The organism is uncultured Brachybacterium sp. (assembly GCF_947500705.1).
Lineage (GTDB): Bacteria > Actinomycetota > Actinomycetes > Actinomycetales > Dermabacteraceae > Brachybacterium.
In genome coordinates this window covers 21,229-34,665 of record NZ_CANMSY010000001.1, presented here as the reverse complement: position 1 = coordinate 34,665, position 13,437 = coordinate 21,229, and the positions used below count along the sequence as shown (strand labels likewise).

General features: G+C 71.9%; 13 protein-coding genes. 9 read left to right on the top strand and 4 right to left on the bottom strand.

Translation table 11 applies throughout. From position 1 onward, the window contains the following. Positions 1–165: 165 nt before the first annotated feature. From Q0937_RS00175 to zupT, 3 genes are all read right to left on the bottom strand, one after another. On the bottom strand, positions 166–2,394 hold the full coding sequence (locus Q0937_RS00175; RefSeq protein WP_299298259.1) for an NADP-dependent isocitrate dehydrogenase: 2,229 nt from the start codon (positions 2,392–2,394) through the stop codon (positions 166–168). 143 nt (positions 2,395–2,537) lie between these two features. Further along, on the bottom strand, positions 2,538–3,752 hold the full coding sequence (locus tag Q0937_RS00170) for a hypothetical protein (protein ID WP_299298256.1): 1,215 nt from the start codon (positions 3,750–3,752) through the stop codon (positions 2,538–2,540). 96 nt (positions 3,753–3,848) lie between these two features. Continuing rightward, entirely contained in the window at positions 3,849–4,676 is an 828-nt protein-coding gene (zupT, locus tag Q0937_RS00165; protein ID WP_299298253.1) for a zinc transporter ZupT, read from the bottom strand. A 102-nt stretch (positions 4,677–4,778) separates the two neighbouring features. On the opposite strand from zupT, the gene hisD reads away from it, so the two are divergent. Both hisD and Q0937_RS00155 read left to right on the top strand, forming a co-directional pair. Continuing rightward, positions 4,779–6,116, top strand: a complete 1,338-nt coding sequence (hisD, locus tag Q0937_RS00160; RefSeq protein WP_299298250.1) for a histidinol dehydrogenase — start codon at positions 4,779–4,781, stop codon at positions 6,114–6,116. 80 nt (positions 6,117–6,196) lie between these two features. Then, positions 6,197–7,852: a glucoamylase family protein gene (locus Q0937_RS00155; RefSeq protein ID WP_363323190.1), complete on the top strand. Its 1,656-nt coding sequence runs from the start codon at positions 6,197–6,199 to the stop codon at positions 7,850–7,852. Between the two features lie 28 nt (positions 7,853–7,880). Here the strand turns inward: Q0937_RS00155 and Q0937_RS00150 are convergent, their stop codons facing one another. After that, entirely contained in the window at positions 7,881–8,273 is a 393-nt protein-coding gene (locus Q0937_RS00150) for a DUF3054 domain-containing protein (protein WP_299298247.1), read from the bottom strand. 154 nt (positions 8,274–8,427) lie between these two features. Here Q0937_RS00150 and Q0937_RS00145 point away from each other — a divergent pair, with 154 nt between their 5' ends. The 7 genes from Q0937_RS00145 to Q0937_RS00115 all read left to right on the top strand — a co-directional run bounded on the left by Q0937_RS00145 (position 8,428) and on the right by Q0937_RS00115 (position 13,419). Continuing rightward, positions 8,428–9,570, top strand: a complete 1,143-nt coding sequence (locus Q0937_RS00145; protein WP_299298244.1) for a histidinol-phosphate transaminase — start codon at positions 8,428–8,430, stop codon at positions 9,568–9,570. Further along, a complete protein-coding gene (gene hisB, locus Q0937_RS00140) occupies positions 9,567–10,223 on the top strand; it encodes an imidazoleglycerol-phosphate dehydratase HisB (RefSeq protein ID WP_299298241.1) in 657 nt (218 codons plus the stop codon). The genes Q0937_RS00145 and hisB overlap by 4 nt, the downstream gene beginning before the upstream one ends. Continuing rightward, positions 10,223–10,852, top strand: a complete 630-nt coding sequence (locus Q0937_RS00135; protein ID WP_299298238.1) for a hypothetical protein — start codon at positions 10,223–10,225, stop codon at positions 10,850–10,852. Before hisB ends, Q0937_RS00135 begins: the two co-directional genes overlap by 1 nt. Further along, on the top strand, positions 10,849–11,544 hold the full coding sequence (gene hisH, locus Q0937_RS00130) for an imidazole glycerol phosphate synthase subunit HisH (protein ID WP_299298235.1): 696 nt from the start codon (positions 10,849–10,851) through the stop codon (positions 11,542–11,544). The genes Q0937_RS00135 and hisH overlap by 4 nt, the downstream gene beginning before the upstream one ends. Continuing rightward, positions 11,541–11,699 (top strand): hypothetical protein, encoded by a 159-nt coding sequence (locus Q0937_RS00125; RefSeq protein WP_299298232.1) that lies wholly within the window; start codon positions 11,541–11,543, stop codon positions 11,697–11,699. The genes hisH and Q0937_RS00125 overlap by 4 nt, the downstream gene beginning before the upstream one ends. A 101-nt stretch (positions 11,700–11,800) precedes the next feature. Beyond that, the gene (priA, locus tag Q0937_RS00120; protein ID WP_299298229.1) at positions 11,801–12,535 is read left to right on the top strand and encodes a bifunctional 1-(5-phosphoribosyl)-5-((5-phosphoribosylamino)methylideneamino)imidazole-4-carboxamide isomerase/phosphoribosylanthranilate isomerase PriA; all 735 of its coding nucleotides are present in this window, start codon (positions 11,801–11,803) and stop codon (positions 12,533–12,535) included. Next, a complete protein-coding gene (locus Q0937_RS00115) occupies positions 12,532–13,419 on the top strand; it encodes an SseB family protein (protein ID WP_299298226.1) in 888 nt (295 codons plus the stop codon). The genes priA and Q0937_RS00115 overlap by 4 nt, the downstream gene beginning before the upstream one ends. The last annotated feature ends 18 nt before the right edge of the window (positions 13,420–13,437 follow it).

Below are 13,437 nucleotides of genomic sequence, written 5' to 3'. Positions count from 1 at the left end.
GATGTCAACCGGCCATATTGCCAGCTCCGATCACCAGCGGCCCGTCCGCGCATCCGTGGTGAGGGCCCGTCGCGAGGATCGGCCCTCCGGCCGTGCTCGTTGCGGAGCCCCGGGATGCCGGGGTCACCGCGACGAGGTCACGGCGGTGCAGTCACGGCGCTGCAGTCACAGCGCCGCGGAGATTTCCTCGAGGATGCGGTTGAACGTCGCCGACGGGCGCATCACGGAGGCGATCTTCTCGAGATCGGGGCGGTAGTAGCCGCCGATGTCCGCGGGCTTGCCCTGCACCGCGAGCAGCTCCTCGGCGATGGTCTGCTCACCGTCGGTGAGCTCCTTCGCGATCGGACCGAAGGCCGTGGCCAGCTCGGCGTCCTCGCTCTGCTTCGCCAGCTCCTGGGCCCAGTACATCGCCAGGTAGAAGTGGCTGCCGCGATTGTCGATCGAGCCGAGCTTGCGCTGGGGTGACTTGCCCTCGGACAGCAGGGTCTCCGTGGCGCGGTCCAGGGCGTCGGCGAGCACCGCGGCGCGCGCGTTGTCCGCCGTGCGGGCGAGGTGGCGCAGCGATTCGGCCAGGGCCAGGAACTCCCCGAGGGAGTCCCAGCGCAGGTAGTCCTCCTCGATGAGCTGCTGGACGTGCTTCGGAGCGGAGCCGCCGGCGCCGGTCTCGAACAGGCCGCCGCCGTTCATCAGCGGCACCACCGAGAGCATCTTGGCGCTGGTGCCCAGCTCCATGATCGGGAACAGGTCGGTGAGGTAGTCGCGCAGCACGTTGCCGGTCACCGAGATGGTGTCCTCGCCGCGGCGCACGCGCGCCAGCGTGTGCTTGGTGGCCTCCAGCGGGGAGAGGATCCGGAGGTCGAGACCCTCGGTGTTCTCCTCCGCCAGGTACTTCTCGACCTTGGCGATGAGGTTCCGGTCATGGGCGCGGGACTCGTCGAGCCAGAACACCGCGGGCATCCCGGACTCGCGCGAGCGGCGCACGGCGAGCTGCACCCAGTCGCGGATCGGGGCGTCCTTGGCCTGGCAGGCGCGGAAGATGTCGCCGGCGGTGACCTCGTGGCTCATCAGGGCGGTGCCGGAGGCGTCGCGCACCTCGATGCGGCCGTCGGCCGAGATCTCGAAGGTCTTGTCGTGGGAGCCGTACTCCTCGGCCTTCTGCGCCATCAGGCCCACGTTCGGGACGGTGCCCATGGTGGTCGGGTCGAAGGCGCCGTGGGCCTGGCAATCCTCGATCGTCGCGGCGTAGACGTCTGCGTAGGAGGAGTCGGGGATCACCGCGAGGGCGTCCTGCTCGGCGTCGTCCTTGTTCCACATGTGGCCCGAGGTGCGGATCATCGCGGGCATCGACGCGTCGATGATGACGTCGGAGGGGACGTGGAGGTTGGTGATGCCCTTGGCGGAGTTGACCATCGCGAGGTCCGGGCCGGCGGCCAGGTCCTTCTCGATCGCGGCCTTGACGCCGTCGCGCACGGTGGCGTCGAGGTCCTCGACTCCGGCCAGGATGCCGCCGAGGCCGTTGTTGGGGGACAGGCCCGCCGCGGCCAGCTGCTCACCGAACTCGGAGAACAGGGTCGGGAAGAAGGCGCGCACGGCGTGGCCGAACAGGATCGGGTCCGAGACCTTCATCATCGTGGCCTTGAGGTGCACGGAGAACAGCACGCCCTGCTCCTTGGCGGCGGCGATCTGCTCGCGCAGGAAGGCCTCCAGTGCTGCGGCGCGCATCACGGTGGAATCGACGACCTCACCGGCGAGCACCGGCAGGGAGGCCTTCAGCACGGTCTCGGTGCCGTCGGCGGCGACGTGCACGATCGAGAGCGTGTCCGCGGCGTCCAGCACGACCGACTGCTCGTTGGCGCGGAAGTCGTCGGCGGCCATGGTCGCGACGGAGGTCCTGGAGTCCTTGCTCCACTCGCCCATGCGGTGCGGGTGCGCCTTGGCGAAGTTCTTCACCGCGGCGGGGGCGCGACGGTCGGAGTTGCCCTCGCGCAGCACGGGGTTCACGGCCGAGCCCTTGACCGAGTCGTAGCGGGCGCGGATGTCCTTCTCCTCGTCGGTCGTGGGGGACTCGGGGTAGTCGGGCAGGGAGATGCCCTGGGCCTGCAGCTCGGCGACGGCGGCCTTGAGCTGCGGCACCGAGGCGGAGATGTTGGGCAGCTTGATGATGTTCGCCTCGGGCGACTTCGCGAGCTCGCCCAGCTCCGCGAGGGCATCCGCTTCTCGCTGATCCTCGGGCAGGAGATCGGAGAAGACCGCGACGATGCGACCGGCCAGGGAGATGTCACGGGTGGTGACGTCGATCCCGGCGGTGTTCGAGAAGGCATCGAGGATCGGCAGGAACGACGCGGTCGCCAGCATCGGTGCCTCGTCGGTGTGGGTGTAGATGATGCGCGCCATGTGTCGCGGTGCTCCCTCGGGTCGGTGCGGCATTTGTCTTGACGTCAAGACTAATCGACGGCGGGCTCGGACCCGCCCCTCGTCCAGGATGCCTCCACGGTACGTGAGATGGGGCTCGTCCGCTCGGGTCCGGGCCCGGAGTCTCAGGCCGCCGGCTCCTCGTCGACGACCTCGACCTCCCAGGGGTCCGAGAGCACCACATGGGTCGCTCCTTCCGCATCGACCGTGACGCCGAAGCCATGGGCCCGGTAGGAACCGGCAGAGAGGGCGTCGCGGCCGCAGGTGGAGCGGCTGACCCAGGCGTGGTCGGTGCGGCTCACCCCGTCCTCATCGATCCATTGCAGCGACACGTCCGGCGCATTGCGGGCGCCCGAGACCACCGTGCCGGTGGAGGGGTTCACCACCACGACTCCCTGCAGCAGGGCGCGCGTGCCGAGCTCCTGCGCGGTGACCGTGACCCGCGCGGTGATCGCAGTGCCCAGCTCATCCTCGGGAACCACAGTGGAGACGCGGGTGGTGGGATCCTCGACGGCGACGGTGAGGCCGTCGCCATCTCCCACCGCCTCCAGCGGTGCCCGGCAGGCCAGCGCTGAGAGGTCTGCCGGGATCTCGCCGCTCGGGGCGCTGATCGCGCCGGGCACGACCCGCAGCCGTCCCTCCACGACGTCGACCAGCACGTCTCCGCTCGCCGCCCATCCGGCATCGTCCTTCCCGCGTCCCGGCCCGTCGACCCCGCCCCCGCTGAGCCGCAGCAGGAACTGGCCCTGGCGCAGGGGTGCGTCGTCACAGGTGCCCAGCGTGAGGTGCGCTGTGGCAGACGAGGGCGCGGGCTCGCCCTCGTCGGCGGCGACCTCGACGCGCTCGCGCACCACCATCGGCGGGACCGGTGCGCCCTGGACACCCAGCTCGCCGTCGAATCCGGGGGCAGGGATGCCGCGGTTCTCCGGAGCGGCCGGCAGCAGCACGCCCTCGGGGCGGAAGCCGGTATAGCTGTGGTCAGCCGCGAGGCGGAACGGTCCCGAGATCGTGAGGTCGTTGCCCTCGGCGCTCACCGTCTCGGGGGTCAGCGTCCCGCCCTCGGTCGAGCTGGGCAACGGGCTCTCGCCCTCGCCGGGACGGCACAGCCAGGACGGGTCCGTCGCGGTGCTCGCGGTGGTGGTGACCTGCTCGGGATCCATCGGCTCTGCGGCGGCCGACGGTGACTCCGAGGCGGAGCGTCCGCCGCCGGGCAGCACAGGGAGGGCATCGCAGGCGCCGAGCGAGACGATCAGCAGCCCGGCGGCGAGGGTGCGCGTCGCACGGCGTCGAGGCAGAGCGCGCCGGCTCCCGGTGTCCCTCCGATGCGCCGCCGCGTTCATCGCGTCCCCTTCTGGTCTCCGACCTCTCACCTCGGGTCCCTGCGCCCGCAGGGCCGTCATCGGTGCTGGGGAGAACGTACCGGAGCACGCCCGGAATCACAGCACCAGCAGGGTCACCGCCATGACCCCCATGCCGGCGACCAGCGAGTAGATCACGGTGTGGTGCTCGCCGGTCTCCTCGGCAGCAGGCAGCAGCTCGTCGAGGGAGACGAACACCATCACCCCGGCCACGCCAGCCAGGATCGCTCCCATCGCGCCACCGCTGAGCAGGGGTGAGAGCAGGAGGAACCCGAGCACCGCCCCGACGGGTTCGGCGAGCCCGGTCATGGACGCGAGCCAGAAGGCCTTGGCCCGGGACCCGGTGGCCCGACGCACCGGCACCGCGACGGCGAGCCCTTCGGGAATGTTGTGCAGGGCGATCGCGGCGACCACCGGGATCGCGACCTCCGGCGCCTGCAGCGCGGCCACGAAGGTCGCGAAGCCTTCGGGCACGTTGTGCAGCGCGAGGGCCAGGGCGGTGACGGTGCCGGTGCGCAGCAGGCGGGCGCGCAGGGCCCGATCGGCGGCCTGCTCGTCCGGGGCGCGCAGCTCCGCCTCGCCGTGGCTGCCGGCCATGCGGCCCGCGAACTCATGGGGGCTGACCGCGCTGGGCACCAGCCGGTCGAGCACGGCGATCACCGCGATGCCCACGAAGAAGGCGAGCACGGCGAAGGCGGTGCCGCGCGCATCGGGAACACCGCCGGAGAGCACCCGGACACCCTCGGGCAGCAGCTCCATGAAGGAGACGTAGAGCATGACCCCGGCGGAGAGGCCGAGACCGCCGGCCAGGAGTTTCGGGCTGGTGCCGCGCCCCAGCACGCCGAGGGCGGCGCCGATGCTGGTGGCGCCACCGGCGACGAGGGTGAGGAGGAAGGCGACGAGCACGAGGACGACTGTAACCCCGCTGCCGGAGAGATCCGGGAGGCGGGGTCCTCTCCGCGGTGGGCAGGACATGCCTGAGTCCCGCCTCCCTCCTAGACTGGCACCATGCCTGATCCCGCATCGTTCCTCTCCGTGATCGATCTCCGCTCGCGCCGGCTCACCGCTGCCGAGCTCACCGCGGCGCTGCCGCGCGCCGAGCTGGACGTCGAGTCCGCAGTCGCTGCCGTGCGCCCGGTGGTCGAGGACGTCGCCGCCCGCGGTGCCGCCGCGGTGCGGGATGCCTCCGAGCGGTTCGACGGGGTGCGACCGGAGCATCTGCGGGTTCCGCGGGAGGAGCTGGAACGAGCCCTCGCCGAGCTCGATCCGGAGATCCGCACCGCCCTGGAGGAGTCCGCGGCTCGGGTGCGCGCCGTCGACTCCGCGCAGTCCCGGCCCGACGAGACGGTCCAGGTGGTGCCCGGGGGCACCGTGACCCAGCGCTGGGTGCCGGTGCGTCGGGTCGGGCTCTACGTGCCCGGTGGGCGCGCCGTGCTGCCCAGCTCCGTCGTGATGAATGTGGTGCCGGCGCAGATCGCCGGGGTGGAGCAGATCGTGCTCGCCTCTCCGCCCCAGAAGGAGTTCGGCGGGCTCCCGCACCCCACGATCCTCGCGGCCTGCGCGCTCCTGGGGGTCACCGAGGTGCTCGCCGCCGGCGGGGCCCAGGCGATCGCGCTGCTCGCGCACGGCGCCGAGGATCTCGGCGACGGCCGCGGCCTGGAGGCCGTGGACCTCGTGACCGGTCCCGGCAACGTCTATGTCGCCGCCGCGAAGCGCCTGGTGCGGGGGCAGGTCGGGATCGACGCCGAGGCCGGGCCCACGGAGATCGCGATCCTCGCCGACGCCACCGCGCATCCCACCTTCGTCGCAGCGGACCTCATCTCCCAGGCCGAGCACGATCCGCTGGCTGCGAGCGTGCTGGTCACCGACTCCGCCGACCTGGCCGACGCGGTCGAGACCGCGCTCGCGGCACAGGTGCCCTCCGCCACGCATCGGACGCGCATCGAGGAGGCGCTGCGCGGGCAGCAGAGCGGTGTGGTGCTCGTCGACGACATCGCGCAGGGGCTGGCGGTGGTCGACGCCTACGGGGCCGAGCACCTCGAGATCCTGACGGCCGATGCCGGCGCCGTCGCCGCCCGGGTCACGAACGCCGGCGCGGTCTTCGTCGGTCCCCACAGCCCCGTGAGCCTCGGCGACTATGCGGCAGGGTCCAACCACGTGCTGCCCACCGGCGGCACCTCGCGCTTCACCGGCGGCCTGGGCGTGCAGACCTTCCTGCGCGGGATCCACGTGGTCCACTACGACCGCGACGCGCTGCAGGGCGCCCGCCCGGCAGCGACCACGCTCGCCCGCGCCGAAGGACTGCCGGCCCACGGAGCGGCGATCGACATCCGCTTCACGGACTGACTCCCGGGCGATCTGTCGGCGGCGCTGCCGTCCGTCGAGGAGGGGTGCTCAGCTCCGGGGCTCTCCCCAGGGGCTAGGCCCTGGTTCAGTGCGAGCGCCGCACTGAGCCCGGCGATGATCGTCAGCGGCACACCGACCAGCACGAACACACCGGTGTTCAGCGCCGCCCGACGGAAGACCGGGTCCTCGAAGGCGGCGATGTAGTCGGCGCCGCACTCGGCGCCGCCGGCCCTGCTGCGGCAGCGCCCGCGCTGTCGGCTGCCGGTCCGACGCCGGTCGGCCTCTCAACCCGCGGCGGAGGCGGGCGACGTGCGGGGAGCGGGAGCACCGAGCGCCAACTGCGCCGCTGGGCGAAGGACACCTGGCGCTCCCTGGACGCGATGACCGTGCCCCGCACCGGGCTCGTGTCCGACAACATCGGCGCGGATCTGCAGGGGCACTCGCGCCACACCTCGCCGACCAACATCGGTGGCTGCCTGTGGTCCACGCTGCTGGCCCGCGAGCTGCGCCTGATCACGCCGGGGGAGGCCCGCCTCCGGATCTCCCGCACCCTGGACTCGCTCGAGCAGATGGAGCACCACGAACCCTCGGGCATGTACTACAACTGGTACGACGAGACCGATCGCTCGGTGCTGCGCAGCTGGCCCGGCTCCGGCGACCCCGTGGTCCCCTTCGTGTCCAGCGTCGACATGGGCTGGCTCGGCGCCGCACTCCACGTGGTCGCCCAGGCCGATCCCTCGAACCGTCGGCGGGCCGAGCGCCTGTTCGAGGCGATGCGCTGGGACGTGTTCTTCGACCGCGACGTCGCCACGCAGCCCGGGCTGACCATCGGCGGCTTCTGGGTCGAGGACCCGGGCAGGGAGGGCACCGAGCTGCGTCCCCTGATGGGCGACATCGTCGGCGCCGACGTCTGGTACCACGCGGAGCATCACTACGACACCGCCGTCTCCGAGGCCCGCATGGTCACCTACCTCGGGATCATGACCGAGCAGATCCCTGCCGCCGCGTACTTCACGACCTTTCGCACCTTCCCGCCGGAATGGGACTGGCCCGAGATGCCGCCGGTGGGCGACTGGACCGAGCACGAGGGCGTCGCGGTCTTCGAGGGCGCGCACACCTACCGCGGCATGGAGATCGTCCCCGGCTGGGGCGGCTCCATGTTCGAGGAGCTGATGCCGGACCTGTTCGTGCCCGAGGCCGCCTGGGGGCCGGACAGCTGGGGCAGGAACCACCCGCTCCATGTGCGTGCCCAGCGCGAGCACGGACTCGAGGAGGCGGGCTACGGCTACTGGGGCTTCTCACCCAGCTCCGACCCTCATGCCGGATACCGCGAGTACGGCGTCGATGCCCTGGGCCTGAACCCGGTGGGGTACTTCTCCGATGCGGCGGGCACCGACTGGCAGGCGGGGGAGCCCTACCCGCAGGGGCTCGACGGCGTGGTCACCCCGCATGCCGCGGCTCTGGCGATGCAGTACGAGCTCGATGCGGCCGTCGAGAACCTCTCCCGGATCGAGACGGTGCTCGGTGCCTACGGGCCGGGCGGATTCCACGACGCGGTCGCCGTCCGCTCGGGAGTCATCGCCCGGCGCCATCTCTCCCTGGATCAGTCGATGGTGCTCGGAGCACTCGGCAACGTGCTGCTCGAGGAGCAGCTGCACCGCTGGTTCGGCACCGATCAGGTCGCCGCCCGCCTTCGTCCCCTGCTCGAGAAGGAGACCTTCCGCACCCACGGTTGAGCGGGACTCCTCCTCGCATCCCGGGCGATCAGCTCTCGGAGGTGACCGCTGCCGGCTGCGGCGAGCGCTCGTGCCGGGTGACGTACTGCGCCACCGCGCGCCAGCCGAGCATCAGCACGCCGGTCACCAGCGCGGTGACGATGACGAAGGACACCTCTGTGCCGGCGGTGAACAGGGTGCGCAGCGCCATCGTGGTCGCCAGCGTGATGCCCCACACGAACAGCCCGTGCGGCCAGATCCGGAACGGGGCGCGCCAGGCCCTGATCGCCAGGTGTCCCAGCAGCACTCCGAGGGCGAACGGCCAGCCCGCCAGGAAGAGGTTCTGCGTGGTCAGCGGAGTGCCATGCTGCACGAAGCCGATCGCGACGAAGAGCAGGACGACCAGCAGATCGCCCACCAGGGCACCCAGGGAACGGAACATCTCTCCAGGATACTGACGGCACTGAGAGCAGCCTGTCCTCGAGCTCGTCTCTGTGAAGGGTGACACGCCGCTGTGCATGCCGCTGGGCATGCCGTCGTCGCACGGCGCCTCAGCGAGCGGACGGCACAGTCGGCAGCAGCCCCTGCGAACTACCATGGAGGCCATGTCCGTGAACCCTGCTCCGACCCTCAGCAGCACCGCGCTGCCCGCCCCGCGGGACGGCATCGCGGGAGCCGCCCCCTACGGCGCTCCCCAGCTCGAGGTCGAGCATGCGCTGAACGTCAACGAGAACCCCTACGGCCCCTCGCCGGAGCTCGCCGCAGCCATCGGTCGTGCCGCGGCGGAAGCTGCCGTGGGCCTGAACCGCTACCCGGATCGGGAGTCCCTCGCCCTGCGCGCCGACCTCGGCGCCTATCTCGCCGCGGAATCCGGGATCCCCGCGCCCGACGCCCACGCCGTCTGGGCCGCCAACGGGTCGAACGAGATCATGCACCAGCTGCTGCTGGCCTACGGAGGTCCGGGCCGCACCGCGCTGGGCTTCACCCCGCACTATTCGATGTATCCCGAGTACGCGCGCGACACCTACACCGCCTGGGTCACCGCCGAGCGCGGCCCCGCCCCCGACTTCGCCCTCAGCGCGGAAGCGGTCACCGCGGCGATCGACGCGCACCGGCCCAGCATCGTGGTGCTCACCAGCCCGAACAACCCCACAGGCACCGCGCTCGATCTCGACGTCGTCGAGGCGGCCGCGACCGCGCTCGCGGAGTTCCGCGGCCTGCTGGTGGTCGACGAGGCCTACGGCGAGTTCCGCCGCGACGGCGTCCCCAGCGCGCTCTCGCTGCTGGGACGGCATCAGAACCTGGTGGTGGCCCGCACCATGTCCAAGGCCTTCGCGCTCGCCGGTGCCCGGCTCGGCTATCTGATCGCCGATCCCGCGGTCGTGGACACCGTGCGCGTGGTGCGCCTGCCGTACCATCTCTCCGCCGTCACCCAGGCGGTCGCCCGCACCGCGCTCGCGCACCGCGAGGAGCTGCTGGGCAAGGTCGCCCTGCTGCGCACCGAGCGGGATGCGCTCGCCGAGCACCTGGCGGCACGCGGCCACGAGGTGGCTCCGTCCGACGCGAACTTCATCCTGTTCCGCAGCTTCTGTGACCGTGACACCGTGTTCGAGGCGCTCCTCGCACGCGGAGTCCTCATCCGAGCCGTCGGCCCTGCCGGCTGGCTGCGCGTGTCGATCGGCACGCCCGAGAACAACGCCGCATTCCGTACCGCCCTCGAGGAGGCCGACCCCCGATGACCAGCACCGCCAGCACCCCGATCACCGCCAGCGCGTCCAGCGCCGCTGCTCGACCGTCGCGCACTGCGAGCCTCAGCCGCACCACCCGCGAGTCCGCGATCGAGCTCACCCTCGACATCGACGGCACCGGCCAGGTCGACGTCTCGACCACGGTGCCCTTCTTCGACCACATGCTCACAGCGCTCGGCACGCATGCCCGCTTCGACCTCACGGTGAAGGCGACCGGTGACACGCACATCGACGCCCACCACACCGTGGAGGACACCGCGATCGTGCTCGGACAGGCGCTGCGCGAGGCCCTCGGCGACAAGAAGGGCATCGCCCGCTTCGGCGACGCCCTGGTCCCCCTGGACGAGTCCCTCGCCCAGGCCGTCGTGGATCTCTCCGGCCGCCCCTACTGCGTGCACTCCGGCGAGAGCGAAGCTCAGGCCACGCACCTCATCGGCGGCCACTTCACCGGCTCGCTGACCCGGCACGTCTTCGAGTCCCTCGCCCACCACGCCGCGATCTGCCTGCACATCCGGCTGCTCGAGGGGCGCGACCCCCACCACATCGTCGAGGCCCAGTTCAAGGCCCTCGCCCGTGCGCTCCGAGCCGCCTGCGCCTACGACGACCGCGTTCTGGACGTCCCCTCGACCAAGGGAGCACTGTGATGAGCACCGTCGATCCTGAAGAGCCCCGCCAGGACGGTCCCGGGGAGCAGCCGGAGGGCTCCGGTCGTCCCGCCGATGACATCGACGCGGAATTCGCGCGTCTCATGGAGGGCATCTCCCTCGATGATGCCCCGCTGACCGTCGAGGACGTGCTCACCGACACCCCCGGCGAGGACGAGGTGCCCAGCGTCGCGGTGATCGCGACCTCCGTCGCCTCTGCGAAGGCCCTGGCAGGCGTGGTCCGGCTGGGCCGGGAGGCGCGCACCGACGGGATCGACATCCCCGTCGGCACCCGCACCCACGACAGCAGCACCGGCGCGATCGCGATCGGCCCGCTCGCCGAGGCCGCCGCCCACGATCTCGCCGCGATCGCCTCGACCGCCCTGCAGCGCAACGGGATCGTGCTGTTCTGGCGCCGCGGCGACCGCATGACCGCGACCCGGTACAAGAACGGTGAACGGGGCGAGGACATCTCGCCCGCGATCGTGCTCGGCGCGGTCGACGACCTCGTCGAGGAGCTGCTGCTGGGCGCGACCAGCCTCGAGGAGCTGGGGGAGGGGCTGGACCCCTCCACCCTGAGCCGCTCCGAGGCGCTCGCCTGGATCGCCTCCGGGAAGAAGCGCAAGTGACGAGCGAGACCGCCCCCACCGCCGTCCCGCGCAACGCACCCCACGTGGTGGTCCTCGACCACGGCTCGGGCAACGTGCGCTCCGTGGTCCGTGCGCTCGAGGCCGCCGGGGCCGAGGTCGAGCTCACCGCGGACCGCGAGCGCGCCCTCAGCGCCGATGGACTGGTCGTCCCCGGGGTCGGTGCCTTCGCCGCCACCCTCGAACAGATCAAGTCCGTGGGAGGAGACCGCATCATCGAGCGGCGCCTCGCCGGGGGCCGCCCGGTCCTGGGCATCTGCGTGGGCCTGCAGGTGATGTTCGAGACCGGCGCAGAGCACGGCGAACGCACCCGCGGCCTGGGGCAGTGGCCCGGAGAGGTGACCCGCCTGGAGGCGGCGGTCGTGCCCCATATGGGCTGGAACACCGTCGATGCCGCAGAGGGCACCGTCCTCTTCGAGGACATCGACGAGGAGCGCTTCTACTTCGTGCACTCCTATGCCGCGCGCCGCTGGGAGATGGAGCAGATCGGTGCGCTCGCCGCACCCAAGGTGAGCTGGTCCGAGCACGGGGGAGACCGCTTCATCGCCGCGGTCGAGAACGGCGCGCTCACCGCCACCCAGTTCCATCCGGAGAAGTCCGGCGAGGCCGGAGCACGGCTGCTGGCCAACTGGCTGAGCTCCCTGCCCCGCTACCCGAGGGAGGCCGCCTCATGATGCTCGCGTTCCTGACGCTGTTCGCCGGCGGCATGCTGCTCGGCGGAGCCTGGTCGTTCTTCCGCTCGAAGAAGCCCTGGTGGGCGAGCATCGGCCTGCTGCTGCTCGGACTGATCTGCTTCGGCATCTCCCTCTGGCGCATCCAGACCAGCTGAGCTCCGCCCGGACCCCGTCGCAGCCACCGCCGCGATGCGCTGCACCCAAGACCCCATCCCTGCCGGGCCTTCGCCCGCACCCCGCTGCCAGGAGGCACCCCATGACCGCTCCCGTGCTCGAGCTGCTCCCCGCCGTCGACGTCCAGGGCGGCCAAGCCGTCCGGCTCGTCCAGGGCGAGGCCGGATCCGAGACCGCCTACGGCGCCCCGCTGGACGCGGCGCTGTCCTTCCAGGAGGGCGGCGCGAGCTGGCTGCACCTGGTGGACCTCGATGCCGCCTTCGGCCGCGGCACCAATGCCGCGATGCTCGCCGAGGTCGTCGCGGCCGTCGACATGAACGTCGAGCTCTCCGGCGGGATCCGCGATGACGACTCGCTCGCCGCAGCGCTCGCCACCGGCTGCCGCCGCGTCAACCTCGGCACCGCCGCGCTCGAGAACCCGGAGTGGACCGCGGAGATCCTGGCCGAGCACGGCGACCGCATCGCCGTCGGCCTCGACGTCCGCGGCACCACCCTGGCAGCCCGCGGCTGGACCCGAGACGGGGGCGACCTCTGGGAGACCCTCGAACGGCTCGACGAGGCAGGCTGCCAGCGCTACGTCGTCACCGACGTCACCAAGGACGGCACCCTGCGCGGACCGAACCTGGACCTGCTGGCCGAGGTGTGCTCGCGCACGGAGGCGAAGGTCGTCGCCTCCGGCGGGATCTCCTCCCTCGATGACCTGCGCGCCCTGCGTGAGCTGGTCTCGACGGGGGTCGAGGGTGCGATCGTCGGCAAAGCTCTGTATGCACAGGCGTTCACGATGAGCGAGGCGCTCGACGTCGCGGGCCGCCCATGAGCCCGGCGCCGGAGCACGGCGGCACCGAGAGTCCAGCACCGGCCCCGGTGCGGCCTCCGGTAGGGGGCCCGACGGAGCAGGATGACCGCACCGAGCAGGTCCACCGGGCACTCCCCGCCCATTTCCGCGAGAAGTCCCCGCTGACGGACACCGCCGGGGTCTCCTGGGAGGGACGGGACTACACGGTCAGTCCGTTCCCCGCCGATGACGGCAGCGCACCCGCTGCCGTGATCGCGGCCCTCGCCGCGCATCGGGCCGGGCAGGACCCCTACCGCCAGCAGCTGGTTACCGCCCTCGCGACCTCCCGCGTGCTGGTGCCGATCATGGCGGTCGCCACCGACACCGGGACCACGGCCCACGGGCTCACCGGCGACAACGGCGCCGACATGGCAATGGTCTCGATCACGGCGCCCGATGGCACGACGGTGCTGCCGCTGTTCACCTCGGTGGCAGCCCTCGCCGCCTGGCGCACCGACGCCAGGCCGGTCCCGGTCGTCGCCCCGCAGGCGGCGCAGGCAGCGGTGCAGGAGGGCTGCACGGCGCTGCTCATCGATCCCGCGACTCCCACCGAGGAGGGCGGGCCAGTGCTGCTGCCGCGCTCGGTGCTGTGGGCGCTGGCCCAGGGAAGGGAGTGGATACCCCCTCACCAGGATCCTGAGCTGACCGAGGTGCTGGACCGGGTCGCTGCGGAGTCCTCCGCAGAGGTGCTCGCACTGGCCGCACGGGCCGGGGAGCGCGCCGAAGTGGATCTTCAGCTCCGACTTCGTCCCGGCCTCACCGCGCCCGCGGTCCGTCGGTCAGTCGACGAGGTCACGGCGCGACTCGGTGCCGAGCAGCTGGTCGCCGAGCGGATCAGCTCGCTCCGTCTCGTCCTCAGCTCCTGACCCCTGGGGCTCCTGGGC

Excerpts from the sequence above, each read along its gene's own strand:
- Q0937_RS00150 (WP_299298247.1), bottom strand. The coding sequence starts at position 8,273 with ATGTTCCGTTCCCTGGGTGCCCTGGTGGGCGATCTGCTGGTCGTCCTG.
- hisB (WP_299298241.1), top strand. The coding sequence starts at position 9,567 with ATGACCAGCACCGCCAGCACCCCGATCACCGCCAGCGCGTCCAGCGCC.
- Q0937_RS00115 (WP_299298226.1), top strand. The coding sequence starts at position 12,532 with ATGAGCCCGGCGCCGGAGCACGGCGGCACCGAGAGTCCAGCACCGGCC.
- Q0937_RS00170 (WP_299298256.1), bottom strand. The coding sequence starts at position 3,752 with ATGAACGCGGCGGCGCATCGGAGGGACACCGGGAGCCGGCGCGCTCTG.
- priA (WP_299298229.1), top strand. The coding sequence starts at position 11,801 with ATGACCGCTCCCGTGCTCGAGCTGCTCCCCGCCGTCGACGTCCAGGGC.
- hisD (WP_299298250.1), top strand. The coding sequence starts at position 4,779 with ATGCCTGATCCCGCATCGTTCCTCTCCGTGATCGATCTCCGCTCGCGC.
- Q0937_RS00125 (WP_299298232.1), top strand. The coding sequence starts at position 11,541 with ATGATGCTCGCGTTCCTGACGCTGTTCGCCGGCGGCATGCTGCTCGGC.
- Q0937_RS00135 (WP_299298238.1), top strand. The coding sequence starts at position 10,223 with ATGAGCACCGTCGATCCTGAAGAGCCCCGCCAGGACGGTCCCGGGGAG.
- Q0937_RS00175 (WP_299298259.1), bottom strand. The coding sequence starts at position 2,394 with ATGGCGCGCATCATCTACACCCACACCGACGAGGCACCGATGCTGGCG.
- Q0937_RS00145 (WP_299298244.1), top strand. The coding sequence starts at position 8,428 with ATGGAGGCCATGTCCGTGAACCCTGCTCCGACCCTCAGCAGCACCGCG.